This window comes from Pseudomonas sp. KH_024_B2 (genome assembly GCF_057839965.1).
Map to the genome: position 1 here is coordinate 2,169,747 of NZ_CM174502.1, position 26,339 is coordinate 2,196,085.

The 26,339-nt window shown below is 56.8% G+C and carries 37 protein-coding genes; 20 read left to right on the forward strand and 17 right to left on the reverse strand.

All coding sequences use genetic code 11. The features are described from left to right. Positions 1–103: 103 nt before the first annotated feature. The 5 genes from AC3I0A_RS10120 to AC3I0A_RS10140 form a co-directional block, all read right to left on the reverse strand. Complete coding sequence (locus AC3I0A_RS10120) at positions 104–592, reverse strand: hypothetical protein (RefSeq protein WP_489377592.1); 489 nt, start codon at positions 590–592, stop codon at positions 104–106. A gap of 128 nt (positions 593–720) precedes the next feature. Further along, the gene (locus tag AC3I0A_RS10125) at positions 721–921 is read right to left on the reverse strand and encodes a hypothetical protein (RefSeq protein WP_489377594.1); all 201 of its coding nucleotides are present in this window, start codon (positions 919–921) and stop codon (positions 721–723) included. Between the two features lie 104 nt (positions 922–1,025). Continuing rightward, entirely contained in the window at positions 1,026–1,487 is a 462-nt protein-coding gene (locus AC3I0A_RS10130) for a MarR family winged helix-turn-helix transcriptional regulator (RefSeq protein WP_489377596.1), read from the reverse strand. 151 nt (positions 1,488–1,638) lie between these two features. Then, positions 1,639–2,091: an Ohr family peroxiredoxin gene (locus tag AC3I0A_RS10135; RefSeq protein WP_489377598.1), complete on the reverse strand. Its 453-nt coding sequence runs from the start codon at positions 2,089–2,091 to the stop codon at positions 1,639–1,641. 110 nt (positions 2,092–2,201) lie between these two features. After that, complete coding sequence (locus tag AC3I0A_RS10140) at positions 2,202–2,654, reverse strand: Ohr family peroxiredoxin (RefSeq protein WP_489377600.1); 453 nt, start codon at positions 2,652–2,654, stop codon at positions 2,202–2,204. Between the two features lie 277 nt (positions 2,655–2,931). Between AC3I0A_RS10140 and AC3I0A_RS10145 the strand changes: the two genes are divergently transcribed. From AC3I0A_RS10145 to AC3I0A_RS10170, 6 genes are all read left to right on the forward strand, one after another. Further along, positions 2,932–3,303 carry a hypothetical protein gene (locus AC3I0A_RS10145; protein WP_489377602.1) on the forward strand — a complete coding sequence of 124 codons (372 nt, stop codon included), beginning with the start codon at positions 2,932–2,934 and terminating at the stop codon, positions 3,301–3,303. Positions 3,304–3,306: 3 nt separating this feature from the next. Next, positions 3,307–3,489, forward strand: coding sequence for a DUF1289 domain-containing protein (locus AC3I0A_RS10150; RefSeq protein ID WP_489377603.1), 183 nt, complete (start codon positions 3,307–3,309; stop codon positions 3,487–3,489). 315 nt (positions 3,490–3,804) lie between these two features. Beyond that, positions 3,805–3,984, forward strand: coding sequence for an antitoxin VbhA family protein (locus AC3I0A_RS10155; protein WP_489377605.1), 180 nt, complete (start codon positions 3,805–3,807; stop codon positions 3,982–3,984). Further along, positions 3,981–4,625 carry a Fic/DOC family protein gene (locus AC3I0A_RS10160; RefSeq protein WP_489377607.1) on the forward strand — a complete coding sequence of 215 codons (645 nt, stop codon included), beginning with the start codon at positions 3,981–3,983 and terminating at the stop codon, positions 4,623–4,625. Before AC3I0A_RS10155 ends, AC3I0A_RS10160 begins: the two co-directional genes overlap by 4 nt. Before the next feature lie 326 nt (positions 4,626–4,951). Continuing rightward, positions 4,952–5,338 carry a DUF6124 family protein gene (locus AC3I0A_RS10165; RefSeq protein ID WP_489377608.1) on the forward strand — a complete coding sequence of 129 codons (387 nt, stop codon included), beginning with the start codon at positions 4,952–4,954 and terminating at the stop codon, positions 5,336–5,338. 36 nt (positions 5,339–5,374) lie between these two features. After that, entirely contained in the window at positions 5,375–5,650 is a 276-nt protein-coding gene (locus AC3I0A_RS10170) for a hypothetical protein (RefSeq protein ID WP_489377609.1), read from the forward strand. 137 nt (positions 5,651–5,787) lie between these two features. Here AC3I0A_RS10170 and AC3I0A_RS10175 read toward each other — a convergent pair whose 3' ends face one another. Both AC3I0A_RS10175 and AC3I0A_RS10180 read right to left on the reverse strand, forming a co-directional pair. Beyond that, positions 5,788–6,132, reverse strand: a complete 345-nt coding sequence (locus tag AC3I0A_RS10175) for an NIPSNAP family protein (protein WP_489377611.1) — start codon at positions 6,130–6,132, stop codon at positions 5,788–5,790. Between the two features lie 306 nt (positions 6,133–6,438). Further along, a complete protein-coding gene (locus AC3I0A_RS10180; RefSeq protein WP_489377613.1) occupies positions 6,439–6,813 on the reverse strand; it encodes a hypothetical protein in 375 nt (124 codons plus the stop codon). 303 nt (positions 6,814–7,116) lie between these two features. On the opposite strand from AC3I0A_RS10180, the gene AC3I0A_RS10185 reads away from it, so the two are divergent. After that, entirely contained in the window at positions 7,117–7,806 is a 690-nt protein-coding gene (locus tag AC3I0A_RS10185; RefSeq protein ID WP_489377615.1) for a response regulator, read from the forward strand. A gap of 43 nt (positions 7,807–7,849) precedes the next feature. On the opposite strand, the gene AC3I0A_RS10190 is transcribed toward AC3I0A_RS10185, so the two are convergent. Next, the gene (locus tag AC3I0A_RS10190; protein ID WP_489377617.1) at positions 7,850–8,887 is read right to left on the reverse strand and encodes a hypothetical protein; all 1,038 of its coding nucleotides are present in this window, start codon (positions 8,885–8,887) and stop codon (positions 7,850–7,852) included. After that, positions 8,884–9,465: a C39 family peptidase gene (locus AC3I0A_RS10195; protein WP_489377618.1), complete on the reverse strand. Its 582-nt coding sequence runs from the start codon at positions 9,463–9,465 to the stop codon at positions 8,884–8,886. The genes AC3I0A_RS10190 and AC3I0A_RS10195 overlap by 4 nt, the downstream gene beginning before the upstream one ends. On the opposite strand from AC3I0A_RS10195, the gene AC3I0A_RS10200 reads away from it, so the two are divergent. The 3 genes from AC3I0A_RS10200 to AC3I0A_RS10210 all read left to right on the forward strand — a co-directional run bounded on the left by AC3I0A_RS10200 (position 9,464) and on the right by AC3I0A_RS10210 (position 11,589). After that, the gene (locus AC3I0A_RS10200; RefSeq protein WP_489378628.1) at positions 9,464–9,931 is read left to right on the forward strand and encodes a hypothetical protein; all 468 of its coding nucleotides are present in this window, start codon (positions 9,464–9,466) and stop codon (positions 9,929–9,931) included. The genes AC3I0A_RS10195 and AC3I0A_RS10200 overlap by 2 nt on opposite strands. An 18-nt stretch (positions 9,932–9,949) precedes the next feature. Further along, a complete protein-coding gene (locus tag AC3I0A_RS10205; RefSeq protein WP_489377619.1) occupies positions 9,950–10,513 on the forward strand; it encodes a histidine phosphatase family protein in 564 nt (187 codons plus the stop codon). A 410-nt stretch (positions 10,514–10,923) separates the two neighbouring features. Further along, entirely contained in the window at positions 10,924–11,589 is a 666-nt protein-coding gene (locus AC3I0A_RS10210) for a ribonuclease T2 (protein ID WP_489377620.1), read from the forward strand. A 10-nt stretch (positions 11,590–11,599) separates the two neighbouring features. Here the strand turns inward: AC3I0A_RS10210 and AC3I0A_RS10215 are convergent, their stop codons facing one another. Beyond that, positions 11,600–12,532 (reverse strand): LysR family transcriptional regulator, encoded by a 933-nt coding sequence (locus tag AC3I0A_RS10215; RefSeq protein ID WP_489377621.1) that lies wholly within the window; start codon positions 12,530–12,532, stop codon positions 11,600–11,602. Positions 12,533–12,641: 109 nt separating this feature from the next. Here AC3I0A_RS10215 and AC3I0A_RS10220 point away from each other — a divergent pair, with 109 nt between their 5' ends. Further along, positions 12,642–13,400, forward strand: coding sequence for a sulfite exporter TauE/SafE family protein (locus tag AC3I0A_RS10220; protein ID WP_489377622.1), 759 nt, complete (start codon positions 12,642–12,644; stop codon positions 13,398–13,400). Between the two features lie 193 nt (positions 13,401–13,593). Here the strand turns inward: AC3I0A_RS10220 and AC3I0A_RS10225 are convergent, their stop codons facing one another. Beyond that, positions 13,594–14,052: a hemerythrin domain-containing protein gene (locus AC3I0A_RS10225; protein WP_489377623.1), complete on the reverse strand. Its 459-nt coding sequence runs from the start codon at positions 14,050–14,052 to the stop codon at positions 13,594–13,596. A gap of 499 nt (positions 14,053–14,551) precedes the next feature. Between AC3I0A_RS10225 and AC3I0A_RS10230 the strand changes: the two genes are divergently transcribed. Together AC3I0A_RS10230 and yiaY are read left to right on the forward strand one after the other, a co-directional pair. Beyond that, entirely contained in the window at positions 14,552–15,379 is an 828-nt protein-coding gene (locus AC3I0A_RS10230; RefSeq protein ID WP_489377625.1) for an arylamine N-acetyltransferase family protein, read from the forward strand. A 277-nt stretch (positions 15,380–15,656) separates the two neighbouring features. After that, entirely contained in the window at positions 15,657–16,805 is a 1,149-nt protein-coding gene (gene yiaY, locus AC3I0A_RS10235) for an L-threonine dehydrogenase (protein ID WP_489377626.1), read from the forward strand. Between the two features lie 93 nt (positions 16,806–16,898). Here the strand turns inward: yiaY and osmE are convergent, their stop codons facing one another. Together osmE and AC3I0A_RS10245 are read right to left on the reverse strand one after the other, a co-directional pair. Beyond that, positions 16,899–17,255: an osmotically-inducible lipoprotein OsmE gene (gene osmE, locus AC3I0A_RS10240; RefSeq protein WP_489377628.1), complete on the reverse strand. Its 357-nt coding sequence runs from the start codon at positions 17,253–17,255 to the stop codon at positions 16,899–16,901. 46 nt (positions 17,256–17,301) lie between these two features. Further along, the gene (locus AC3I0A_RS10245; protein WP_489377629.1) at positions 17,302–17,814 is read right to left on the reverse strand and encodes a DUF3016 domain-containing protein; all 513 of its coding nucleotides are present in this window, start codon (positions 17,812–17,814) and stop codon (positions 17,302–17,304) included. 243 nt (positions 17,815–18,057) lie between these two features. Here AC3I0A_RS10245 and AC3I0A_RS10250 point away from each other — a divergent pair, with 243 nt between their 5' ends. The 4 genes from AC3I0A_RS10250 to AC3I0A_RS10265 all read left to right on the forward strand — a co-directional run bounded on the left by AC3I0A_RS10250 (position 18,058) and on the right by AC3I0A_RS10265 (position 20,108). Beyond that, a complete protein-coding gene (locus AC3I0A_RS10250) occupies positions 18,058–18,432 on the forward strand; it encodes a hypothetical protein (protein ID WP_489377631.1) in 375 nt (124 codons plus the stop codon). Between the two features lie 98 nt (positions 18,433–18,530). After that, on the forward strand, positions 18,531–18,947 hold the full coding sequence (locus AC3I0A_RS10255; protein ID WP_489377632.1) for an SRPBCC family protein: 417 nt from the start codon (positions 18,531–18,533) through the stop codon (positions 18,945–18,947). Positions 18,948–19,047: 100 nt separating this feature from the next. Further along, positions 19,048–19,371, forward strand: a complete 324-nt coding sequence (locus AC3I0A_RS10260) for a YdcA family protein (RefSeq protein ID WP_489378466.1) — start codon at positions 19,048–19,050, stop codon at positions 19,369–19,371. Between the two features lie 197 nt (positions 19,372–19,568). Beyond that, complete coding sequence (locus tag AC3I0A_RS10265) at positions 19,569–20,108, forward strand: hypothetical protein (protein WP_489377633.1); 540 nt, start codon at positions 19,569–19,571, stop codon at positions 20,106–20,108. Between the two features lie 331 nt (positions 20,109–20,439). Here the strand turns inward: AC3I0A_RS10265 and AC3I0A_RS10270 are convergent, their stop codons facing one another. Continuing rightward, positions 20,440–21,051 carry a glutathione S-transferase gene (locus AC3I0A_RS10270; protein WP_489377635.1) on the reverse strand — a complete coding sequence of 204 codons (612 nt, stop codon included), beginning with the start codon at positions 21,049–21,051 and terminating at the stop codon, positions 20,440–20,442. Between the two features lie 138 nt (positions 21,052–21,189). Between AC3I0A_RS10270 and AC3I0A_RS10275 the strand changes: the two genes are divergently transcribed. The 3 genes from AC3I0A_RS10275 to AC3I0A_RS10285 all read left to right on the forward strand — a co-directional run bounded on the left by AC3I0A_RS10275 (position 21,190) and on the right by AC3I0A_RS10285 (position 24,917). Beyond that, entirely contained in the window at positions 21,190–22,053 is an 864-nt protein-coding gene (locus AC3I0A_RS10275; RefSeq protein WP_489377636.1) for a patatin-like phospholipase family protein, read from the forward strand. Between the two features lie 554 nt (positions 22,054–22,607). Beyond that, positions 22,608–23,012, forward strand: a complete 405-nt coding sequence (locus tag AC3I0A_RS10280) for a TraR/DksA family transcriptional regulator (protein ID WP_489377637.1) — start codon at positions 22,608–22,610, stop codon at positions 23,010–23,012. Positions 23,013–23,306: 294 nt separating this feature from the next. Next, the gene (locus AC3I0A_RS10285; RefSeq protein WP_489377638.1) at positions 23,307–24,917 is read left to right on the forward strand and encodes a methyl-accepting chemotaxis protein; all 1,611 of its coding nucleotides are present in this window, start codon (positions 23,307–23,309) and stop codon (positions 24,915–24,917) included. Positions 24,918–24,958: 41 nt separating this feature from the next. Here the strand turns inward: AC3I0A_RS10285 and AC3I0A_RS10290 are convergent, their stop codons facing one another. The 3 genes from AC3I0A_RS10290 to AC3I0A_RS10300 all read right to left on the reverse strand — a co-directional run bounded on the left by AC3I0A_RS10290 (position 24,959) and on the right by AC3I0A_RS10300 (position 25,950). After that, positions 24,959–25,198 (reverse strand): DUF2789 domain-containing protein, encoded by a 240-nt coding sequence (locus AC3I0A_RS10290; protein ID WP_489377639.1) that lies wholly within the window; start codon positions 25,196–25,198, stop codon positions 24,959–24,961. Positions 25,199–25,312: 114 nt separating this feature from the next. Next, positions 25,313–25,543, reverse strand: a complete 231-nt coding sequence (locus AC3I0A_RS10295) for a hypothetical protein (RefSeq protein WP_489378467.1) — start codon at positions 25,541–25,543, stop codon at positions 25,313–25,315. 158 nt (positions 25,544–25,701) lie between these two features. Beyond that, entirely contained in the window at positions 25,702–25,950 is a 249-nt protein-coding gene (locus AC3I0A_RS10300) for a hypothetical protein (protein ID WP_489377640.1), read from the reverse strand. Positions 25,951–26,339 lie beyond the last annotated feature (389 nt).

Genomic DNA, 26,339 nt, shown 5'->3' on the forward strand with positions numbered 1-26,339 from the left:
TGGCGCGGAGCACGGTATGCCTGACTTGGCGTCACGGCGAACTTAAGGCCTTGAAGCCACCAAAGAAAAACCCTGGCGAGGCCAGGGTTTCCGGGTCGTGACCCTACAGGTCCAGCCCTTCTTCAATCACCGAGAGCAAGTTGTCTTCATTGAGTTCGACCGGCTTTGCCCGGGCTTGGCCTGCGCGTGGCACCGTATGGATCAGCCAATGGCCTTCACCATGCTCGCTGCCGGTACGCAGCATGTAGCGCTCTGCGTCTTTAGCGTGGATTTCGACCCGGCCGGAGCCGCCAATGGCGAAGCGGGCAACGGGGTCGAAGGTGATGCTTCTGTAATTGCCCTCGATCAGCAACTGGTCGATGGCGTAGTTGAAGGTCGCACCGCTGGCGTGGCTCTCGAACACCCGGGTGGGCACACGCCTGATGTTCAGTCCGGCTTCGGACAGCGGCACCAGCCACGTCTCTAGCTGGTGATACATCTCATAGACCTGGGCCGGCCACAGTTCGATCGCCTTGTCGGCCGAGGCATCTGCGTCAACGCGAGTGTCCTGCTTGCGTTTCAGTTTTGCGGCGAGCTCATCTGCCTTACTCATTCCGATTTCCTATCGCGAGGTGAGTGTAATCGTAGCGTTCCCAAGGTACTGCACCTTGGCGTGGTGTGGCCAGTGACTCTTGGGGGCGGTGTACCTTGTTAGCCGGTAGTCGGCTAGCAAGGTTACTTTCAGATAACCCTTTTCGCCTCGGCGATAGCCTTCTGCTCAATCTGCGAAAACGTCAGCTCGGAATCAAAGGGGATGGTCACAACGGTCTCGCCCATGAAAACGCCTTCATAGCCATCATCCGGCTCCAGGAGAAGGCGGACCGAGAAGATTTCTGGCTCTAAATCAGCGTTATGACTGACAGACTGGATTCGTATTTTCATTTCAGGCTCCTGTGAAGATAAGAAGAGGCTACTCCTGAATTCGCGCAAAGGGTGGCTGGTGATATCGCGTCAGCGCACATCAAACAATTCGAGAGGAAAGGGGCTCATTCCCCGTCTTTCACCGATCGGATGAGATTTTTGCGCAGCGTCACGATCGCCTTCTGCATTTGCGTGAACTCGTCCGGCGTCAGGCCAGTCGCGTCGGCGAGGCCCATTTCCGGGCGATCTTCGCGTAGCTGTCGACCGCTCTTCGTCAGGATGATCCGCACCTGGCGCTCGTCCTCGGGATCACGCTGGCGCTGCAGATAGCCCATCGCCTCCAGCTTCTTCAGAATCGGCGTCAGCGTGTTCGATTCCAGAAACAGCTTTTCGCCCAAGCTGCCGACGGTCAAATTGTCTTCCTCCCATAGCGCAACGATGGTGATGTATTGCGTATAGGTGAGCCCAAGCTTCTCGAGTATCGGCTTGTATGCCTTGCCGAAGGCGAGGTTCGTGGAATAGACCGCAAAACACAGGAAGTCGGAGAGCTTCAGGTTCGCGGGGGCCGCTTTGTCGGTGGATTTCATGTGTAGCCTCGTTCGTCAAAGACTGCTGTCTCGCAAACTTGAAATATACCTCGTATGCGATTGTATCGTAAGAGCTGTAGCTTTCAATGGTGATCAACCACAAGTGGCGGGCTCGACGTGCAGGGCGACGTCGAACCCGCCGCGCGGTGCATCACGCCGTGAGGACGTTCAGGGCTACGTCAATGTTGCCTCGCGTCGCTTTCGAGTACGGGCAGATTTGGTCTGCGGTGTGCGCCAGTGTCGTCGCGACGTCGTGCGTCAGGCCCGGCACGCGGAGAGTCAACCGAGCCTGGAGGAAGTAGTCCGGCCCGGTCTGACCCACATCGACTTCGATATCGACCGACAGATCAGACGGCAGTACCACATTCATGTCATTGGCCACGAGCCCGACGGCGGCGGTGTAGCAGGCCGACCATGCACCGGCGAACAGTTGCTCGGCGGTCGGGTGCGGCTGGGTGGCGGCGAACACATGTGCGGGCTTCGCGTTTCCGGGCGACGAAAGCTCGATGTCGAGGCTGCCGTTATGACCGCGCGATGTGTTGCCAGCGCTGCTGGCAGTGGTATGGGTTTTGCCAGTGGCCAGTACTTTTTCGATCTTGCTCATGGTTGATTACCTGAATGTTTCAATAGGGTTGTAATTCGCATGCGTTTTAATCGCATGCGATATATGTTGCAGGACGAAAATACCAATCGATGTCAAAGCCGCGCCGTGCATCACGCCGTGAGGACGTTGATGGCCACGTCGATGTTGCCTCGAGTCGCCTTCGAGTAGGGGCAGACTTGGTCTGCGGCGTGCGCCAGCGCCGTCGCGACGTCGTGCGCCAAGCCCGGGACGCGGAGATTCAACCGGGCCTGGAGGAAGTAGGCCTGACCGGTCTGGCCCAGATCGACCTCGATGTCGACGGACAGGTCGGGCGGAAGCACCACCTTCATCTCCTTGGCCACGAGTCCGACCGCGGCGATGAAACAGGCCGACCATGCCCCCGCGAACAGCTGTTCGGCGTGTGGGTGCGGTTGGGTGGCTGCAAACACGTGCGCCGGTTTCGCGCTTCCGGGCGATGAAAGCTGGATGTCGAGGCTGCCGTTATGGCCACGCGAAGTGTTGCCAGTGTCGCTGAGCGTGGTGTGAGTCTTGCCGGTGACCAGAACTTTTTCGATCTTGCTCATGGGATGGATCCTCAGAATTGCGCTAGGTTGGATATATTATCGCATCCGTTAATATCGTATGCGATTGAAATAATATTCGCGCAGAAGCCAATCGATGTCAATGGGTGGTGCTACGCCTGGGCGACGAATGGTCGAGCCAGGGCAGCGTCGACGGCCAGGTGCGCCCATTGCACGTGGAACGCCATGGGGTGGCGAGTTCAGTGTGGGACGAGGCCGGAGGGCATTGAGGTATCCTATGATTGATTTTTGCCTTCGATAGCCCTTCAAGGATCAACCCATGCTTTTAAGCAAACGCGATCAGGCGCACATCGAGCGTCGCCTGGTGGCTACCCTGACCGAGGCGTGTGAGACAGCCAAAGCAGAAATAGTGGGGTTCTCCTGGCTGACCCACGAGATGAATTACGGTGCGTTCCCTTCCAGCCTGATGGTTGTCTGGGTCTTCGATACGCAAGCCAATAAGGACCAGGCCCTGGCCAGTGGGCAGGGCGAGCGCATGGTCGAACTGACTGCCGTGGCGTTAAGAGAAGCGGATGTTCTCGTCAGTCCGGTATCGGCCCATGTGCATTTCGATACCGAAGAGCAATGTCAGCGTGCCAATGCCGGCAACTGGCAGCAACGCTTGGCGCGCAAGCGCTCGACTCGGGGTTGACGCGTGGCCAAGGATATCGAAAACCCTTGTATTTCCGTTTGCCAGTTGAGCGGTGAGTTGTGTGTGAGTTGTGGCCGAACCAAGGAGGACATTAGGAAATGGAAGCGTATGAAGCGACCTGAGAAGATGGCTGCGGTGCAGCGGGCGAGTTTGCGGTTGAAAAGTCTTAACAAAAGGAATGCTTGAGTCTTTGGCCTCAATGCGGACAAGCTATGTTCCAATCAGTTAAGGAGTTTCAGGCTCAGCGCTGTCCCCGTAGCAGCTGCCGAAGGCTGCGTCCGGCTGCGCAGCAGCCGTAAAATCAAGCGCTGCGGTATTCAAGGGACGGGTTTATTTTTCTGTGCAAGTGCGCAAAAAAATAGATCTATCTTATCTTGGGCTTGATGGTGGGTGTGATAAGCGTAGCAACCAGTACCCCGGCGCCGCGGTCAATGCATCCGCTTGAACCCCAAGCCTTGTATTGTATAAAGTGAACGCATCCAACCACCCTAGGTGCCCGTCATGCTTACTCGTGAAGCCGCTACCCGTAGCGCCAACGTAGCCCACGTTGAGGCGACCAATAATCTGGAAGGCGCACGCACCAGCGCCTTCGTTTCAAGCAAAATGGCCGATTACCGCGATGGGAAAATTTCCTCTGCCGAGCTGCTCGCTGCGACGAAAGCTCGTTACGGCTGCAAATGACCAGCGATATCACCCACGGCCAGGGTGATGACCACTATTACATTGGTGGCTATTCGGCTGAAAACGATCCTTACGTCTATCCCAACGGCGTTCTGATCAACCTCCTGAACATCCAGGACACCGCATCCCTTGGCGAGGCGGAAACTGACTTTGCATCGGTACGTATCATTCAGCTGCAAGAGAGTCCCATTGAAGGCGACTACTCACTTCAGCACTTGAAGGTCATCCACCAATTCATTTTCCAGGATATCTATCCTTGGGCAGGTGAGTGCCGCAAGGTTGGCATTGCCAAAAATGAAACGATTTTCCTACCCCACGAAGAGATTGAGGCTGCATTCCAGGTGATGTGGCAGAGGCTCTCGCAAACGAATTTTCTGGCTGACCTGAAATTGGATCTGCAGGGATTCGCCGGTGAGGCTGGGATTGCCCTTGGCCGCATCAATCACATCCACCCATTCAGGGAAGGAAACGGCCGGACTCAACGCGAGTACCTGGACTCTCTGGCTCGACGAGCTGGTTTTCTGCTGGAGTGGGGCGGGGTGTCGAAGCTCGCGATGAAGAATGCCTGCGTTGAGGCTGAGACTGACCCGGAGTGCAAGGCTCTGGCAAAGCTGATTCGGTTGAGTGCGAAAAAAATCTAGCTGCACACATGTTTCGGACGTTTCCTGCAATCTACGACGCCTTTAGCGAGCTTGCGCTCAATCGACCGGCCAGATAACCTTCCCCAGTCGCTGCAAAATCAGCGACAAGGGTGTGGAAGCCCTTCATGAGATCTAGGCGCACAAGCGCCCATAAATTTACGCAGGCGCTTTTTTCATGTCTGCTGTTAAGTTATGGCAGCTGTGCGCGGGGCACTTTCGGGTGCGCCGGGTTCCTAGATCCCCGGTCTTCCACACCTGCGTACAGCTGCCACCCATCATGTGGAAGTGATGCTGGCAGTTCCTTTTTTAATTCTAGGAATGAGCCAATGAAAAAGATCACCCCCGATCCCCCCGAAACCCCAAGCCTTTCCACCTCCGATTCCCTCAATCCCGCTCAACGCTCCAAGGTCGCTCAACGTACCCTCTGTGGCCCTTTGCGTAACCCCAAACCCGCAAATGCTATAAGCCATATCTTCACCATTGCCCCCGACGTCGATACCGAGACCGTATTGGTCCACGCCTCAGAAACGCTCGCTTCCCTCGGTGCGATGACCACTGACCTGGCCTTGGAGCTCGAAGGCTCGCGCCGCAACAAGGCCCTGGTGATTCAGCAACTGATCGTCCTGGGCGAGCTGTTGGTGAACCGAGCGCTGGATCACCTAGACACGTCCGATTCTACGGCGTCCGCGGTGACCCCAACGTCCGCCCACTAAGTGGTCGCGCTCTTTTATCCAATGGAGGTTTCCCCCATGGCTCGCTACATACCCATCACCGGCATCGACAACGATTTCCACTCCCTGCTGATCGACACCGAAGCGTCCCTCGACGTGCTGCACGACACCGCAGCGTACCGCATCGCTGCCGTTACCCAGTTGCTGGAGAACCTCGCCATGCGCGAGGAGATCAGCAGCGACGCAGTGGTGCTGCATGACTTCGCGCGGGTACTGGCGATTCCGCTGCGCGACGGCTGTGATTTGCTGGACGTTATCGGCCGACGATTGCAGGCGCAGGTTTTGGCGTCGTAATGAAAATGGGCGACCTCACGGGGTCGCCCATTTTTTGTTATGAGAAGAGGGGGCAGGCCTGGTGTGTTGGCTGGAACATCGCTTCTCTATGAGAGCAGGGAGTTTTGGTGGATGGCTACTCTGATTGAGTGTCGACCCTAGATAGATTTATGTGAAGCTCTGATGGCATCAATCGCGTCTTGAGTGAGCGCCATAACTGTCGTTGTACTGACTTCAATCCGACTGATGATGTCTGCTCTCGGGCCTTGTCTCCAGGCAGCGCTTGCGTAAAAAACAGCTTGAGATGCCAGGCGATGGGTCTCGCTTTCATAGGAGCGAATCAAGTGATAGCTGTCATCATCATGTAATGAACCGCCATAAGAAACGACATCCATGCCCGCTTTCAAGTGAAGCGGAACGCTTGCTTCCTGCATTATTCGATGGAAATCCAATCCCGATCCCCGCTTCAAGGTGTACATCAGAATTTCAACAATTCGAGTCATTCCAAACCTTCCATGCGGGATTTCAAGTCCACCATAACCGTGCCACGAATGCGCGGGACTTCAATGTACGATGAAAAGGGGAGCGCGTGTTACGAGCCGAGGTACGTCAACAGGCGCAGGCGTTGGAGTAGGTTTGTGGGGATCCCTCAGGGGCTGTCCCCCTTCCTTCCAAGCAATGCCGTTCATTTGATGCAAGTGAACGGCATGCCTTTAACAAGGGTGTTCTGACGACAGCGACTGATCTGTTGCTTTGACTCTAACACCCACCAGTCGCATGCAGCCTGGATGCCGCCCCTTGGTTCAGAACTAATTTTTACCTGGCCCATCCACAAAGACGGGGTCACTTACTTCGGTAGTCTGCGCCGGATTAGCGCAGTTGGTTGACGCCCCTCCGCAGGATATCGTCGTCGTAGTTGCGAAGGAGCTGGTCCCACTCGCGTCTTCGCTTGCAGGGTTGTTGGAATGGCCGTGAAAGTATTCAACGGTAGTGGTAGAAGACACTTGTGCACCAGCAACAACCTGATCCATTTGCGCCTCCGTCAGGCGAATCGGCGCGCTGTCCGCAAATACCGCGCCAGCGCTCAGCAATCCGGCTACCGTGACCGCCATAGCCAACGTTTTCCGAGTTGTGTTCATTTGGTATCTCCTGGCTTGATTTTGCGGATAGTTGATCGGACCCATGTTTCACGCTCCTCTCCGCATGGGGAGGTGAAACAAATCAAAATATGACTTTGCTGCTGGCACACTGCTGGTTGTTTATTGTGTGAAGTAAGCTTTACCTGTGCGCAGCGTGGCGTATATGGGCGTGTTTTCCTTTGTTTCATGGGAGGAAGTGATTGGTAAGTACCTGCATCCGTAGGAGGTTTCTCCTATGGAACCTCGGCTCGTAGCGCGGGGGCGAAGCGCTGCAACGGCGAACTGGTTTACGCTGGACAGCTATACTGTCGTACCCCGCCACGATTCCCATGTAAGTGAAATCGCCACATGAGTACTGAGCGCTCCAGGCCGATCCGCGTTCTTATTGTCGATGATCACCGCTGCATCCTGTGGGGGCTGGAAAAGCTCATTCAGAGCGGCAAGCCCGTCATGGAAGTTGTCGGGAGCGCAACCAACTGTGCCGAAGCGCTTGCCTTGATGGGTAAGGCTGCCCCGGACATCATCCTGCTCGACCTTGATCTCGGTACGGAAAGCGGGCTTGACGCGATTTCGCTGTTCAGGGCGAGATCGCCGGCAAAGATATTGGTATTGACTGCGCTGCAAGACAAATGGGTGCATGGCCAGGCTGTGCTCGCTGGTGCCCACGGCGTCGTCGAGACGGTGGCGCCGGTCGACGCTATCCTGACAGCAATAGTGAAGGTAGACCAAGGACAGATCTGGCTGGATCGCGCCACCATCGGTCGAATTTTAGATGAATTTTCGTCCCAAGAGCCCGCTCAGGAGGCCGATCCCGAGTGGCAGAAAATATCCTCTCTCACCGACCGCGAGCGAGAGATCATTGCGGTCATGTCAAACCATGCTGGTGTACCTGCCAGCGGGGTCGCGGAAAAACTGCATATCAGCGAACATACGCTGCGCAATCACCTGACCGCCATCTACCACAAGCTCCGTGTCACCAGCCGGCTGGGGCTGTTCGCTTATGCCCAGAACCATGGATTGGACAAGCTTCCCGTTTGAACTCTGAACGTGAGTATTCAGCGATGTCCTCTGCCTGTCCTGGCTAAAAGCGATATGGCAAGGCTATCGAGAAGATAAAGTCCGGCGAGTCATCAGTCGCGCCAGCGGACGCGGACAGCAGCAGCGAAAAATCCTCGCTGAGGATGAAGTCGGCGCCCAGATTAAGGGCCGCGATGGTCGATCTCGATAGCGTATAGCGGCCAACGGCGTCCGAGCGAACCTCTGTTCCCTGGACGAAAGCCACTGACAGCGAAGCGTCCAGACTGATGTCTGGTGTAGCGGCAAGGGAGGCGCCCAGACGGTAGGCCCACGTGTCGCCCGGGGCGATGCTCCCCGAAAAATTTCGTTCGCCTAGCAGATTGTCGGCGTTGACGTTTTTCGAATAGGCGTGCGTGTACGAAATACCGCCATAGAGCGCTACCGGATCTATACGCTTGAGGGCAAAAAGCGAGCCGCTGATGGCGCGAAAGCCAAAGCTGATCGGAATTGGCTCGAAGGGGTCGTCGCCATTGTCGTGCAAATAGCTGAGGCTTGTTACGAATGAGGGCAGGCGCTCCGACTCGTTGTTCAGTTTTTTGCTGAGCTCAAGCACGAAGTTGCCGGCACCGCTGTTCGAACCGATCGAAGTATCGCGATACGTGTAGGGTGCAAATGCACTCAGCATCATCCCCAGCGGTAACCCTGCCTGGCCGGCCAAGCTGCCCGTGTAGCTGTCGCTGCGGGTACGAAATCTGTCGGCGCCTGAATGCGCCCAAGTGAACCGCGGCGTGACGCGGTACGATCCCGGGGGCAACAGCACCAGTCCCCTCGACACCAAAGCTTCTTCGATTGCCGTCGTACCCTCGGTACTTTCCGGCTCGATCTGCGTCGAATACGCCTCCGTTGATCGCAGGGCAGGTGTCGGTGCGCTTCCGGAAACCTGGCGCTCGAGTGTTTTTACACGCTCACGCAGCTGTGCGTTAAGTGCTTTTTGCGCCTCCAGTTGCTGGAGTAGCTCCTCTTCGGTCTGGGCGGTTGCGGGCATCGCTACAGCGGCGGCCAGGACGAGCAGGGTGAGGGGCAGTGGATGCGCATATTTCATAGGGCGGTACTCGCTTTGGGAGACACGACAAACGCCAGACCGCTCAGCCAGACCTCATTGAAGCGCGCCAGGGACATGCGGCGATTTCCGAAAGCTGAATCCGCGAGTAGAACTTCACTCTCGGTGATGGCGTTCAGCACCACATAGTGATTAAACCCGCGGACGTTGATCGGCACTATCGGTGCCTGGAACAGCTTCAGGTCCTCAAGCGACAGGTTCTGATAAGCATCGCCGCTATAGCCTCGGTCTTCTACGAAACGCTTCATGTCCAGAAGTGAAAAACCGCCGCGTGCTCGTACCTTTGCCGGCTCGGTGTTCTTGAGCATCGTTGCGGCGATGTGGCGCTCGCTCACAGGGTCCTGAAAACCATAGGTCAGTACGGTGGCAAGCGATGCAGCTGCGCAGCTAGTCTCCCAGCGCTGCATGACCACCGCTTTTTCGCGAATCTCCTTGAGGGATTGAACCCGAAACGAAGGCGCATCCGCAGCGTTGGCGCTGAGAAGGAGGGGGCTCATAAGGGCAAAAACGACTGCCATATGCCGGAGTGCTGTAAACAAGCCGGCCGAGATCAAGCTCATGGCGGTTTCTACTCCCAGGGACGCTTTAGTCTGGCCGGTCCGGGTTCAAGCCGTTTCCGTACAAAGCCTAGTCCAACATGATGCTGCACGCACGGTTGAGTCGGCTTTGCTGTCAGGCGCCAACTATCCGGCCAGAGGGCTAAACCTCGCCATGCACGAGGAGATCAGCGGCGACGCGGTGGTTCTGAATGACTTCGCGCGGGTGGCCATCCCGTTGCGTGATGGCTGCAATTTGCTGGATGTCATCGGGCGACGATTGCTGGCGCAGGTTTGTCGTAAAGAAAATGGGCGACCTCTGACGTCGCCCATTTTTTGTGATGAAGGGGGAACAGTCGCTTACGTCACACAAGGCGCAATTGTCGCTCCAGCTGATACTCTTACGTCTCAATGTGCAGTTTTATCCAGGCACGATCACCACGCTTCAAAGGCCGGGAAGAGTGCATCCTCTGCACTCACGGGACAATAAGACAAGGAAGTAAATACAGTGAACAGGGAAATCATCCTGATGCGTCATGGCCAACCGGATCTGGTCGCGATCGACAAGGTTTCAGCACTCGATATGAAACTCTGGATCGAGCAATACAACCTGGCCGAAATCATCAACCAGCCCGCCCCGGAGGCTAGTGTGCAGCTGGCCGCTACCGCCAAAGTGATAGTGTCGAGCAGTGCGCCTCGGGCGCTGACATCTGTTCGGGCGCTTGGCCTGCAGCCCACCCTGGTGGATGCGATCTTCTGCGAGGCGCAGCTGCCCTATGGTCGCTGGACATTGCCGCGCCTTTCACCGTTTACCTGGGCATTTATCCTTCGGATCTTATGGTTTTGCGGCTTCTCAGGGAAGGTCGAGTCTGCCGGCAAGGCCAGGATGCGGGCCAACACGGCGGCTCAGAGACTTCAATCCCTTGCCGGCGAAGGGCCGGTCCTGCTGCTCGGTCATGGATTCATGAATCGGATGATCGCCAAGCAGTTGGAGGCTGGCGGATGGACTCGCCAGAAATCCAGTGGCAACCGGTACTGGAGCGCGATGGCCTATCGAATGAATCAGAGTTAAGGCATGGCGCCAGCTTGCGGGCATTTTTGTGGTGCCCCAATGCCGGTAAGTTAGGACTTGAACATCACAGCCCTGTGGGAGCGAGCCTGCTCGCGATAGCGGCGGGTCAGCCAATATTGATGCTGAATGTACCGCCTTCATCGCGAGCAGGCTCGCTCCCACAAGTTTGCAACTTACCGGCATTAGGGCTTGGCCCAATGCCAGTGTAGGAGCAGCCGGTCGACGCTCGTTTGCTCCGGGCAGCGTTCCGACGATGGCCTCAAGGGCGACGCGTTTATTCAGCAAACACGCGTTATCGTTAACGTTCATCGCGAGCAAGCTCGCTCCCACAGGGGTACAGCGTTCGCTTAACTTACCGGTGACTGGTCAGAATGGGGTGGCAGGATGAACCGATCCTCTGGGGAGGGTAAATGAGAAGACTATCGGTACTGTGGGCATTCGTTGCGCTGACGATGTTCAGCGTTGGTATGAGCGATGCCCGGGAAACCCGAAACAGCAAGCAGTGGGGTGATTCGGTTGCGGGGGTCTTTGATTATTATCTTCTGACGTTGTCCTGGTCACCGACGTTTTGCCTGACCCATCGCGAGAATGAGCAATGCTCGGGAAAAGGCTACGGCTTTGTGCTTCATGGTCTCTGGCCTCAGTACGCCAATGGCGGCTGGCCGCAGTCTTGTTCGCCACTGGTTCCTTTATCAGCTGCTGAGCGGGCGAAGGGGCTGACGTTGTTCCCAACGCAACGTTTGCTTGAGCATGAATGGAAAAAGCATGGCACCTGCAGCGGTCTGGGGGCTTCGGGTTATCTGGACGCAGCAGACAAGGCCGTTGGCGCTGTCCGGATCCCGGAGCAGCTGCAACCCTTCAGCACCACGATTTACTTCGAGGCTCGAGAGATTGCGCGATTGTTCCGGCAGAGCAATCCAGGCATGCCCGCCAATGGCATCGCGATTATCTGTAATGGGCCGGAACTGTCGGAGGTTCGTGTGTGTATGGGCAAGGACCTGGCATTCGGCGCCTGCGGCAAGGGCGTCAGAAATCAATGTCGGTCCGGAGAGATCCGTGTGCCTCCTGTTCGATGAGTGAGTCGATTTAATGTCCGGTGCGACGACTCTGCTCGCCAAATCGTGCGCTATAGCCCCTGACCGTCTCCAGAAAAAACTTCACCCGTAATGGCAGATTACCCGCCGGGTAAACGGCATGCATTTGTGGGTTTTCGCCGGTGCTGGAGGTGAGGGTGTAGTCGGGGCATACACGCACGAGGTGTCCGGCCTGGACTTCAGGTTCGGCTTGCCAGTCTGCGAGGCGGGCGATGCCGACACCCGCCAGGGCCATCTTGAAAACGGCGGTTCCGGAACTGAGGCGCAATTTGGGATTGACCCGCAGACTGGTCATCCGGCCTTCGCGGCAGAAATTCCACTCCTTCAGGATCCGCGGCGCCGTGTGGAGAATCAAGGCATGGTTTTCCAGCGCATCAATGGTCGTCGGCGTGCCTTTTATTTTCAGATAGTCCGGGCTTGCATAGAGGTGGCGTGAGTAGCTCCAGAGCGGGTAGCCGATCAAGTCACTGGATTGCGGGAAGGCGCCACGGACAGCGAAGTCGAGTTTGCTCTTGGCCGGGTCGATGCTTTCGTCGGTGAAAATCACTTCGATGTTGACGTCCGGGTAGCGCTGGCAATAGTCGGCAATCAGCCTCGGGATCACCTCAAGCCCCAGCAGTTCGGGCGCCGAGAAGCGTATCCAGCCTGTGGCGGAGCCATTTAGGGCGGCCAGTTCGTCACCGGCGTCGCGCTGCACATCGAGCAATCGCTGGGCATGGGGTAACAGGTGTTCGCCTGCTTCGGTCAGCGTGACGGCATTGGCGCTGCGATTGAACAGTTTGACCCCTGCATTTTCCTCCAAAGCCTGCACCGCCCGTGTCACGGCGCTAGGTGAGCGCCCCAGCGTACGGGCGGCCACGATAAAGCTGCGTTTGCGCGCGACGGTCAGGAATGCCTGTATTTCCCGCAACATATCCAAAGCCACGATGCCTCTCCTGATTGCACTTTTTGCAATATGGCATTGCAACACAAACCTGACACATCCGTTAGCCTTCCCGCCACCTGTACATGGAAGCGGTAAAAAAGGGGATGCTATGGCCGATATTTTTGTTCTCTCGTTGTTCGCCTTCGCTGCAGGTCTGATCGACGCGGCAGTCGGCGGCGGCGGGCTGATTCAGATACCCGCGCTGTTCAACGTTTTTCCTGCTGCACAACCTGCGGCCCTGCTGGGCACCAACAAAGTCGCCGCCGCCTGCGGGACGGCGTTTGCGGCCAGGTCTTTCGTGCGCAAGGTGGTGATTGACTGGGGGCTGATCATTCCCGCTGCAGCGAGCGCTTTCGTGATGTCGTTCTTTGGCGCGGCGACTGTCTCGCTCATCCCGCAGTCGGTGATCCGGCCGGCGGTGCTGGTCATGATTGTGATCATGGCGGTCTATACGTTCTGGAAGAAAGACTTCGGCGCATTGCACAAACCGCTGCGGATAGGCCGGAAAGAACAGTGCCTGGCGGTGCTGATTGGCGGTGCCATCGGCTTTTACGATGGCCTGTTCGGGCCGGGCACTGGCAGTTTCCTGATCTTCCTGTTCATCCGTTTTTTTGCCCTCGATTTTCTGCATGCCAGCGCTTGCGCCAAGCTGGTCAATATCGCGACCAATATTGCTGCGCTGATATTTTTTATCCCGACCGGTAACGTGCTGTACGCCATCGCCTTGCCAATGGCGGTGTTCAATATCCTTGGCGCATTGACCGGCACCTGGTTGGCCGTGCGTAAAGGGGTGCCGTTTGTGCGGGTGCTGTTCCTGGTGCTGCTCTGCATCCTGATCGGGAAACTGTCCTACGACCTGCTTGTGTAGTTAATCGTGCTTTGGCATCCACGCAATTACTTTGTGAGCTCGACTATTAAATAGCAGCCCAATCTTGAAGGAAGACGCTGCGAGCGCTGATCAGGGTACTTCTAAAAACCCATTCTTTGACCGGAAAACGTGTTTGAAAGCCGCATTCTTCCATTGCGATACGGATCATAAATGAGGTTTTTAGAAGTGCCCATTAATGCCACTGACGCTTTATTTCCTGCCACTGGATGTCTGACAGCCACTTATCTGCCATCGGAAAGAAAATGTTCTCCTCGGCATCCATATGATCGTAGTATTTTTTGATGAAGTCATCGATGGCGTCAGCGATCACTTTCGTCTCCTGAGTTGAGTCCTCCAACATCTTGAGCTGTCCAGCAATGCGCTCAAATGCCAGATGATCTCGCTCGATATCCTTGACCCGTTGGTGGATCGGTGCCTTGGTCGCTAGCAAGGCCACCCGAATAAGCTCTTCATTTTCATGGTGGTGTCGCTCTGCATCACCATGCAAGGCTTCCAGCGTCTTAAACAATAGCTTGCAGTCATCGGCATCAGCGGGTTCATGCCTCACCCTCCCCAGCAATCCTTTGATCTGAGTAATTTTGATAGCCACCTCATGATGATAGGCTTGCAGTTTATTCAACAAGGCATTCATATCAAATCCTCACGACTACACCAAACTATCACAGAAAAATTATTATTAACCATGTACTATCCAAGGATCGCCACATATATAAATTTCCATAACTTCCAATACCTCCACCCTGCAACACTCTCCCGCGCGTGTTTAACCTTTTTAGTATAGCTTGGCGCAAAACTCTCGCCCCGGAAAAACTGCCACCCTTGGATAAATTTGAAATATCAAGTGAAAGTTCATATGCGCTATTTGGTCTACTGAAGAAGACGCTGCAAAAATAGCCCGACCGTCCCCACCCTTGGCACTCTGAGCACCTTCAACCAGCCACCCTCTCCGTGAGCCTTGTTACGCGCCATGCGAGTGGACGATGGTTTTTGCAATCTGACCTGATTGGTTAAATCAATTGTCGGCACCGCACACTTATGCAATATACCTGGCCTATCAGCAGGGCGTTTCCATCATCAGAACCTGGTTGGATGGGTAGCGTCCTTGAGCCTCCATGCATAAGGACCAAGTCATGAGCCAACCACAGCTGGCGAACGTTGCGCTGTATCTGCAACGCCTGGGTTACGACGCGCCGCCACCACCGACCCTGGAAACGCTGCGCGAGCTTCAGTTTCGCCACACCAGCGTTTTCCCCTTTGAATCGCTTTCTACGATGTTGCAGGTTCCGGTTCCGATCGATCTTGCGTCGGTGGAGCGCAAAGTCCTGCACGAAGGGCGCGGCGGTTACTGCTATGAACTCAACAACATGTTCCTGGCATTGCTGCAACAGCTGGGATACGAAGCCCGGGGCATCACCGGGCGCGTGGTGATGGGCGGTCCCGAGGACGCATGGACCGCTCGCACTCACCGCTTGAGTGTGCTGACGCTGGACGCAATCCGCTATATCACCGACGTCGGCTTCGGCGGCATGGTGCCGACGACACCGCTTCGACTGGACACTGAAGACGAGCAGCCAACCCCTCACGAGCCGTACCGTATAACACAGCATGAAGGCAGTTATACCCTTCGCGCGAAGGTCTCCGGCGAGTGGCGCGCGCTCTACATATTTGATCTGCAGCCGCAATCGTATATCGATTACGAGATTGGTAACTGGTACGTCTCGACCCATAAAGACTCGCCGTTTCTTGGGCAGTTGATGGTGGCGAGGACGGGGGAGGGACTGCGTCGAACGCTCAATAACGGCAGCTATGCCCTCCATCGAATGGGCGCTGAGAGTGAACGGCGGCAGATCACCGACGCCGACGAACTGATCGAACTGCTGCAAAGCGAATTCGGGATTCGCGTGCCGCAACATCCACAGCTGCGGCAGATAGTGGGTCAGTTGATCAGGTCTGAATAGTGCTCGGGAAAGCAGTACTAAAGGAGGAGCCAGTGAAACCTAAAGAAGCATTCAGGTTTTGCGTCATTGCTTTAGGCTCAATCCCAGGATCAAACAATACCGGTAGCGATGGCCCTGCCAATCTCTGCATCTTGACACTGTTCATCTGAACGCTCGATGCAACACACGCCCCCGCCGAACGTTGTCAAGGATGACAATCATACAAGCCTCACTGCCTGCGTTATGAGTAGAAGCCTCCCCCAGCTTCTACGTATTCCAGAATAAAAGAGGATTAGTCATGAGCAGCACGTTCTTCATTCCCTCCGTGAACATGATGGGCATTGGCAGTCTCGACGAAGCCATGGTCGCCATCCGCAAATATGGTTTTCGTAAAGCCTTGATCGTCACCGACGCAGGCTTGGCCAAAGCCGGCGTGGCCGATAAAGTCGCCAGGCTTCTGGCCGAACAGGACATCAACTCCACGCTCTTCGACGGCGCCAAGCCCAATCCGACGGTCAGTAATGTCGAGAAAGGCCTTGAGCTGCTCAATCGCAGTGACTGTGATTTCATTATTTCCCTGGGCGGTGGTTCACCCCATGACTGCGCGAAGGGCATTGCCCTGTGCGCTGCCAACGGCGGCCACATCAGCGACTACGAAGGCGTGGATCAGTCCGCCAAGCCACAAATGCCACTGATCGCGATCAATACCACCGCTGGCACGGCGAGTGAGATGACCCGTTTCTGCATCATCACCGACGAGATCCGGCACGTAAAAATGGCCATCGTCGACCGCAACGTCACTCCACTGTTGTCGGTCAACGATCCTTCGCTGATGGCGGCCATGCCAAAAGGCCTGACCGCCGCCACCGGTATGGACGCGCTGACCCACGCTATCGAAGCCTACGTGTCCACTGCGGCAACGCCGATCACCGATGCCTGTGCCCTCAAGGCTGTGGAGTTGATCTCGGCCAATCTGCGCAACGCCGTGGCCAATGGTGGCGATATGAACGCCCGGGAAAATATGGCCTACGCGCAATTTATGGCCGGCATGGCCTTCAACAACGCTTCGCTGGGCTATGTCCACGCCATGGCGCACCAGCTCGGAGGTTTCTACGACCTGCCGCACGGAGTCTGCAACGCGATCCTGCTGCCGCATGTCGAAAGCTTCAACGCCAGCATCTGCGCGGCCCGTCTGAAAGACGTCGCCACTGCCATGGGTGTCGACACCCGGGGGCTGGATGCGGAAAAAGGCGCCGCTGCGGCCATCGCCGCCATTCGTAAACTGTCTTCGGATATCGGCATTCCGGGCGGGTTGGCCGAACTCGGCGCCAAGGCTGACGACATCCCGATCCTGGCTGCCAACGCCATGAAAGATGCCTGCGGCTTTACCAACCCGCGTCCGGCCACCCAGGACGAGATCGAGGAAATTTTCCGTACTGCGATGTAATAGATGTGAGGTTGGCTTGGCCAAGCTCACAGCAAATCCAGCTGAAAAGCCGCGCACTGCGCGGCTTTTGCGTTACTCAGCCACGCAAGCGTCCTAATAACCCCCACCGCCACTGTGCTCGACGCGTTCTTTAGCGGACTGGTCCGCGTGTTCCCGACCGGCGCAGTTAAGGAAACCCTTGTGGTCCACCTTGTCGGCAGCATCGAGGCTGACATGATAGGCCTGTTGCTGGCCGTCCTTGGTGAACAGGTAGTCGAGACAGGAACCGGGGTTTACCGAGCGTTTGCTCACTGATAGCGGTGGGCCACCGATGTCGAGAACCTGCTGCTTGCTCATCCCTTTCTTGACCTGCGCGACCAGCGGTTGGTCCTGGTAGATCTGCTTTGGCGGGGTGCTACAACCGGTCAGTACTGCCAGTACGGCCAGGGTCGTGAGCAGAGGTTTGATCATGGCAGGGCTCCTGGGTGAGCGGGGTAGGTATTGCTCGTTTTGAGCACTAAGACGCCGGCCGTTTGAACTGGCTGCGGAACCAGTCGGCGATCATGGCTTTTTCGGCGTAGAGCCGGTCACTGTTGGTGGCCCGGCCGGGACGCTCCAGATAGAACTTGTCGCTTAGATGGACATCAGCCTGGCGGACTGTCTGACCGTTTTGCTTGAGTACGTAATGCAGTTTCATGGATGGCCAGGTGATATCGCGCATAAAACGCACATGGCTGTAGTTGATTTTCCAGGGCTCGTATTGACCGGCCAGATCGATATCGCGCACTTCGATCTGCAGCACTTGCCCGGATTGCAGATAGCGTTGGCCGAGTTGTTCAAAATAGCCACGCAACTCTTTTAACACGAAGTCGTCCGCACCACGGCCATAGCCTGAAGTGTCCAGGTTGGCATCCCGGAACGACTCGGGATTCTTGAAGCTGACCTCGACCGAGGTCGCTGCGGCGAGCGGTTGCGCCATGCTGCTCATAAGCATCAGCAGGACCGCGGTACCAACGCTTTTCGCGCGCATCACACACCTCCTGGCGCGGCTTCAGTGAGGCCGCCACCTGTATTCAGTGTAAGCCTGCGCAGGCGTTCGGCAACGTCGACCGAGTACATTCGCCTGTACACAATCCCTATAGCCGACTGGCATTGCCTCATGGCTGAACTATAAGAAATGTCAGGAATAGTTTTTGAAGCGACGGGCCCGCAGGCAAGCGGTGCCTCTCATAACGCCGCTTAATCCAGTTCGCTCCCCACCGCAGGTATCACCATGGAAATCCGTCTCGGATTCGCTCTCGCGCCGCTTCTGCTCGGTCTTTGCGTCGCCGCTACTCTGGGAGGCTGTGTCAGTTCCGAGAATCGGGACGCCGAAAGCCGCCAGGCCTGTGTCAGTTACGGTTTCGAGCCCGGCACCGAAAGTTTCGCCAACTGCATGACGCAATCGGATGCCCAGCGCAGTCAGGCCGCCGCCGACCGGCAACGCGAGCAGCGCGACGCCCCGATCGCGGTCCCAATCCCGGTTCCGGCCCCGCCCCCGATCACCAAAGAATGCCAGACCACCGAGAGCACTGAAGTCGAAGGCGTTCCAACGCAGGAGGGGCAGACCACCAGCACGCGCACTTCGACGGTGTGTGTCAGCCAGTGACGGTACTGATCACCCTCATCGGTCAGCACCTCCCTGAAGGTTTCCACCCGCGGCCGCCTGAAGCCGTTATCAGGTATTGATTTTCTGGAGAGTGTTGTATGGCTAGTGCCTCAGTATTCATCGATATCCCGGCCCCGGCCGAACGGGTCTGGCGATTGATTGGCGGCTTCAATTCGCTGCCGGACTGGTTGCCCTTCATCCCGAAAAGCGAACTCAGCGATGGCGGCCGCGTGCGCAGCCTGAATACAACGGATGGTTTGGTGATCGTCGAGCGCCTTGAGGCCTTTGACAATGCGGCGCGTTCCTACAGCTATTCGATCAGCCAGGCACCGTTTCCGGTCACTGATTACCTGGCCACATTACGCGTCGAAAACCTGGAAAGCGGACAGACTTCGCGAGTCACCTGGTCGGGCCGCTTCACACCGGTCGGCGTGAGCGACGAGGCGGCGGTGGAGTTGTTTACCGGCATCTACCGCGAAGGGCTGGAGGCGTTGCGGGCCAATTTTCCGGATTAAGATCTCAGATCGTTCCCTGCGGAACGATCAAGATTTGATATCATCTGGCCATAACTCATAGGAGGACGTTGACGTGCGCGCTCTGACTCGCCGTGGCTGGATGCCTTTTTCAACCTTTTGTTTGATCTCGATGCTGTTGTTTGCAGCCTCGAATGCATCGGCGGCCAACCAGCCGTGCTCGGGCAGGAAGGGTGGAATCGCCGGATGCGATGGCGATACCTTTCTGTGTAACGACGGTTCCATCAGTGCCTCGAAGAAGAGCTGCTCGGCCATGTACGGGACACAAAGCCAGAGCCCACGTCCACAATCCTTGCTGCAAAGCGCTGACGGCTGCCAATGCGGCACCAGCACTTACTGCACCGGCCCAAGAGGTGGGGTTTATTGCCTGACGCCAGGCGGGAGCAAAAGCTATAAACGTAAATAGCCTTTGTTTTCGAAGTCCAGCCTTGATCAGTAACGCATAACCCCCGCTGATGTCGCCCCGCTGTTACCCATTGCATGGTCTAGGATTGTCTTGTTGGCCTTCGCAAATCGGCGCTTTCGGATGGGCGATTAGATTGCCGATCGCTTGATACCTCAGGCAGCTCGGGTTTGGTGCTTCTGACTGGCAGGAGACGGATCTTGGACAAAAAGGAAATCAAACAGCAAATCACCCGGATGCTGGCAGCCGGACGATCCAAAACCGAAACGTTCCAGGCGTTTGCCGGCGGTGCGGCCAAGGACAGACTGTTGGCGTTCTGGATCGCTTCATATTCCGATCAGAACCTGTATGAGCAGCATTACAAGAAAATCAATATTCTGATCACGATCATCTTTATCCAGGCATTACTCGGCGCTGTAGTGGGTTTTGGGCTGGGGGCGACAATAGGGCCAAATGCTGCATGGGTATTTGGCGCCCTGTGCGGATTTATTCCGTTGCTGTTTGCCTATGGTTTCTATAGAAACTACGCAGGTGCCTATAACATCTACATCCTCTTGAGCGTTATTCAGATTCCTCGGGCGCTCGCAGACTTTGCTGAAGCACCGGTCATTTCGGCCATCGGCATGGGGATCACTCTCGCCATGTTGGCGTTTGTCTGGTATCTGCGCACGCAGCTATTTCCTGACTTTGCTTTTATCAAGCCGAAGAAAGTAAAAGGGCAGTATGTGTTTTCCAATTGAAGATTTCTGCGCTTGTATTACCTGAAATAACGCGGACACAGATTTTGGGGCCGCTGCGCAGCCCATCGCGGCATGGGTATCTACACATCTCTAAAGGCTAGCCTCCCGTAGCTGCTGTCGAGTAGAGCGAGGCAGCGTTCGAGGACGGAGTCCTCGTAAAACCTGTGCTCGCGGTTTATCTGAAACACCGAGGTGCAGGGTTTTACGGCTGCTTCACAGCCGGACGCTGCCTCGTTCTACTCGACAGCTGCTACGCGCTGCCAAGCCCATCGGGGCAAGCCACGCTCCCACATTATGTCGGGTCCATAACCTGTGCGTGGCTGAAACCAGTTCAGGTCGCCGGAGTCGAGAGGAACGCTTCGAGCTGTTCGGCGTAGGCAGTAAAGGCTCTGATCCGGGGGTATTGCGCAACGTCGACCTGGTCGGCGATCACCAGTTGGGTGAAGCTCCAGGCGACGGCGAGGGTGATGCCGTCCTGAGCGATCGAACCGTCCATTTTCAGCGGCTGTTTGACCAGCTCCCGCTCCAGCTCCGAATACGCCGCCAGCAACTGCCCATGAACACGCTCCAGCCACGGGGCATGTTGTTTCTCGACAGGTCGCAGGTTTCTCTCGTAATAGATCTGCACCGATTTCTCGTTGGCCGCCATTGCCAACCCTATCAGCCGCAGGGAGCGCAGGCGCTGATTCAGGTCGGCGGGCATCAGGCTGTTGCCGGGACCGGTCAGCGCCTCCAGATAGTCGATGATCAAGTTCGAGTCCATCAGCACTTCGCCGTCGTCCAGGACCAGCGTCGGCGCCTTCACCACCGGATTGATCTGCTGGAATTGCTCGAAGTTTCTGAACACCGAAACCGACGCATGTTCGAAGGGGATATCCAGACATTTCAGGGTAATGGCGACGCGTCGAACGTAAGGTGAATCCAGCATTCCGATCAGCTTCATGTACAGCTCCTTGTGATGAGCAACGGTGCGATGACGGGGGCTAATTTAGCGGTAAACCTTCAGGGTTGACCATCCTCTTGAACAGGGCGCCAGCTATGCTTGTTAATCCACGGGTCGGGTTGAAGCAGGGGGCCTGATATGTCCGCGGTTAAAACTGCGTTGGTCCTGGCCGGAGGCGGCAGTCTCGGGGCTGTTCAGGTCGGTATGCTGCGGGCGTTGGTCGAGGCAGGCGTTGCTTTCGATCTGGTGATCGGCGCTTCAGTCGGGGCCATCAATGGCGCGTATTTCGCGGCCAAACCCAATGCCCGGGGCGTCGCTGAGCTGGCGGACTTCTGGCGAGGCTTGCGCAAGGCGGACGTGTTCCCGTTTTCGCTGATCGATACCGTGGCGGCGATCCTGCGTCGACGAGGTTTTTTGCTGCAGTCTTCGGCGCTGGAGCAGTTGGTGCGCCGTGCGCTGCCGGTCACGTTGATCGAAGACACCGAACTGCCGCTGTACATCGTCACCACCAACCTGCTCACGGGTGGCGAGGAGCTGCTGTCGAGCGGTAGCGCCGAACAGGCCTTGCTGGCCAGCGCGGCCATCCCGTTGGTGTTTCCTTGCGTGCAGATCGGCGACAAATGGCTGGTGGATGGCGGCGTGGCCAGCAATACCCCGATCGCCAGCGCGGTAGGTCTTGGGGCGACCCGTGTGGTGGTAGTGCCGACCGGCTTCGGTTGTGCCTGCCCATGCCCGCCGACCGGTCTGGTGGCGCTGGCGCTGCATACCCTGAACCTGATGAGCATGGGGCAACTGGTGCGGGACATTGAGCTGTATTCGCCGCGGGCCGACATCCATGTGGTCGCGCCACTGTGCCCTTTGGGGATTTCGGTGTTCGACTTCAGCCAGACCGATCAGTTGATGCAACGGGCCTATCAATGGACCCAGTCCTGGATCGAGAAGGGCGGGCTGGCGCGCACCGGGGTTCCGGGTTCATTGCGGGCCCACACTCACCCTGGTTAGCAAGACGGTCAATTAAGCTTTTACGCGGTCCGTAGCAGCTGCCGCCAGGCTGCGTTCGGCCCGGTCCGCGCTCGGGCGAAGCGGTCGTAATCCGATGCATGCGGTTGTTCTGTTAAACCGCTATCGCAGGTTTTAGGACTGCTGCGCAGCCTCGCGCAGCTCGGCAGCTGCTACATAGAATAACTATCGATTGGTGCCGCAAGACGTTTTAGTCTGGCCCCACACCAAAAGTGTTCGAAGCCTCCATCGCGATGATCTTCCACCGTGGCGTAGCCGTTTGTCTTCTATATAGCGCTACTCGATTGAATTTCTTGTTATAAACGCACTCCGATTACCGCCAACAAAGCCTGCCATAGAGCACTTTCAGGGCTTTGTCGACAAATTCGCTGTCATTTCAGTTGCTGAGCCCTCAAGTCGGCCTTAGACTGCCGCCCCTCGTAAATTGAGTGCCGGGTGGCGCTTGGAATGTATGGCGCCTTTCCGACGATCTGAAGCCGGTCGACTGGAACGCTCCCTTATTCGCCTTAATGCACGTATTTTTTATAGAGAAATCAATGACAAAGGAAAAGTTGCTGGCCATGCCGGCGGATGACTACATGAATGCCGAGCAACTGGCTTTCTTCACTGAGCTGTTGCAAGCCATGAAGGTCGAAACCCACGCGCGTATCGAGCAGAGCCGTGTTGCCATTGAAAGCCTGGACACTCCAGCCGATCCTGCCGACGCTGCTTCCGTCGAAGAAGAGCGCCACTGGCTGGTCAATGTCATCGATCGCGACCAGCGTATGCTGCCGCAGCTGGAAATGGCTCTGGGCCGTATCGCTGAAGACACCTTCGGCTGGTGCGACGACAGCGGCGAGGCCATCGGCCTGAAACGCCTGCTGATCAGCCCGACCACCAAGTACTGCATCGAAGCTCAAGAGCGTCACGAGCAAATCGACAAGCACCAGCGTCAGGCCTGATACACCCTTTGTGGCAAGAGCGCTTGTGTGGCGAGGGAGCTTGCTCCCGTTGGGGCGCGCAGCGGCCCTAAAATCTGCAACTCCATTGCGTCAGGTATACCGCATTTGCAGGTTTACGACTGCTGCGCAGTCGAGCGGGAGCAAGCTCCCTCGCCACAGGTTCCAGCGTTCCATCCAATCCCCCGCACTTCTATTGATCTGCTGCAACCCCCACTACTAATGGACCATAGATAATGGCCTGGTAGTGGCGTTCAATGCAGACACAACAAATAGAACAAGCGTGGGGTGACGAACATGACGAGAGACGGCTCTCTGGCTGGCACAGTGCCGCAACCTGTGGCTGTGTCCAACGCCACGGTGCGCTGGTTGGCGCCCACTGTGCAAAGCATCGCCCTGACGCTGGTGCTCAGTAGCATGGCATTCGGCGGCTGGCCGCTTTACCTTTGCCTGCCACTGGCGGTGCTGACTATCTGGCTTCCCCGGCTGCGTTCGCGACCCGGCATCGATACAACCCCTGCGGACACCGGCAGCGCCATCGCCGAGTTGACCCGCGACCTGTCCCATACCACCAGTCACAACGCACTGTCCGCCGCCGGCGTGGCCTTCTCGGTCAAGCAACTGGCCGGCAAGCTGCAGTCGCAACTGGATGCCGCTGCACGGATCGTCAGCAGTGCCGAAGCGATGATCGACACCGAGAAAGTCACTTCACACCTCAGCCGACAAGCCCTGAGCGCGGCCAGTGAAGCCCGTCAGAGCAGTGCCGAAGGGCGCGTGGTGCTCGCTGAATCCATTACCCGCATGCATCAGCTCAGCCAGCGCGCCAATGACAGTCGCCAGCTGATAGAAGCCTTGAGTGTGCGCAGTGAAGAAATCCAGCGCGTGACTCTGGTGATTCAGTCGATTGCCAGCCAAACCAATTTATTGGCACTGAACGCGGCGATTGAAGCTGCACGCGCGGGCGAGCACGGACGAGGTTTCGCCGTGGTTGCCGACGAAGTACGAGGCCTGGCCGGGCGCACCGCGAGCGCTACCGACGAGGTCGGCGTGATGGTCGCTGATATTCAGCAGCGCACGGCGCAGGTGGTGGAGCAGATTCGGCAGTTGTCCAGCGATCTCAATACCGGGGTCGAGCAGGTGGAACACACCGGCCAGTCCCTGGAGAACATCGCCCGGCTGGCGGCTGGGGTCGAGAGCCAGGTGGGTGACATCGCCAAAGGGACAGAAACCAATCGCGAACAACTCGACAGTCTGTTTCACGCTGTCGAGCAGATGCGCAGTAACCTGGCGGCCAGCGATCAACAGACCCGCAGCCTGGCGCAAGCGGCGGTACAGATGGAAGGCCAGGCCGAGACCATCAGCGAACGCCTCGCGGCAGTGGGGCTGGACGACTATCACCAGCGGATCTATGACCTTGCCCGGGAAGGCGCCAGCCAGATCGCGGTGCGATTCGAAGCCGATATCGATCAGGGCCGGGTCAGTCTGGACGACCTGTTCGACCGCAACTATCAGGCAATCCCCAATACCACACCGGCCAAATTCCGGACTCGCTTTGATAGCTACGCCGACCAGGTATTGCCGGGGATTCAGGAGCCACTGCTGCCTCGTCACGAAGGCCTGGTGTTCGCTATTGCCTGCACCCAGCAGGGTTACGTGCCGACCCACAACAAGATATTCAGTCAGCCTTTGAGCGGTGATGCGCAAGTCGATACCCTGCAAAATCGCACCAAACGAAAATTTTCAGACCGAACCGGAATCCGCTGTGGCAGCCATCAGCAGGCGGTTTTGCTACAGACCTATACCCGCGACACCGGTGAGTTGATGCACGACCTGTCGGTGCCGATCATGCTCAAGGGCCGGCATTGGGGTGGCTTGCGGCTGGGCTATAAACCCGAAAATCCGCGTTGAACCATTGAGGCAGCCGGTTGCCTGGTAGTGAGTCGTCGGCGCTAGTGCCTTTGATGCAAACGCAGATTCAAATCGTCGACGACGCGTGCCCAATCGGCATCTTCGCGCAGCTCCTCTTTCAGGAACGCCGCTTGCTGCGGTGTCCAGAAATCGGCGTCGATCATTTTCTGATCGTTGGCCAGCGGCGAATGGCGGGCAATGAAATCATCGATCGCCTTCTCGGTGGAGTCCAGTCCGAGCTGATCGAATAAACCCTTCAAGTCATGTGTTGGCGATTCCATGATCATCTCCTTGCAGATTGGCAACCCAGGCATCCCGGGGTTGAGGTCATTGCCATGCACTGTATCTGAGGGAAACTGCCGCCAGGAGTTCGATTGGCGACATCGGGCAGCTCATCAAGCGTTCAATGCACCTTCATCGACGGCAGTTTTCAGCGACCTGGCTGCCTCTTTGGCGGCCGTTGCGGCAACGTCTGAAGTCTTGAACCAGCGGTCCTTTTCAACCTGATGATAAGTCACGGTGGTGAGTGGCGGTTTGGCGCGCATCACGATCACGGCCTGAAACTCGCCTTCTACTTCCCTGGACTCGCCATGGATGAAAAACTCGCCTATATCAAATTCCGTCACGTAAAGCCTTCCCATGGGGGTTATTGTGCTTTTTTGAAGTACAGCCATGCTGGCTGCTTTTCAATGGTCGGGCCAGTATGGCAGTTGTTGCCTGCCGGCGGCTGAGATAAGTCATGGATATGACGAAACGCCAGCCCCGGCAAACGCTGGTCGGTGTGTCAAGTGCGCGTCTCGAGCTTCTTTGCGAGCGCACAGGCTTCGTTGTGATCTCGGCGGAAACCTCTTACACGACCGGTGGAGATTTCTTTGATATGGAAAAAATTCTTGCCCGCCAGTAGCACTTGATAACGGACCGAAGGTAGCTGTTCGGGCTCTGACTCCAGCGCGTAGAATAGCACCTTGCGAAGCGGTGCCAGGCTGTTCGCGAACGTGCTCGGGGCCTGAGCCGAGGGTGGAAGTGCATGCATATGAAATCCCTTTCTATGGTTTGGGTCCGTCGCTAACAGGTAGTCTGAAACAGCGTCGCTGCTCTAGAATTACCTCCGGCGCCGGTGGTTCAGCCTTATCTAAAGCAATTTTCTTCTGGCGATATGTCGGAAAAGTGCTTTTTTTAAAGAGTTTTCTCCCTAAAGTAGATAGTCCAGTATTCTCTGGCTGTAAGAAGGGCGATTTCCTTCAAGGTCTGACGACGGTCGGGAAAGGCAGCGCGAGCATCGCTCCACTAGTATTCTCAAGCCCCCTGTGTCGAAGGAGAGCTCGGCTCTATTCAGGGGTTTGAGCGTTTACTCATTGTCGTGACACACCGACAGGGTCGTTTTTTTGTGCTGTCTGCGTTTCATGCAGGCAGAGTCATTTT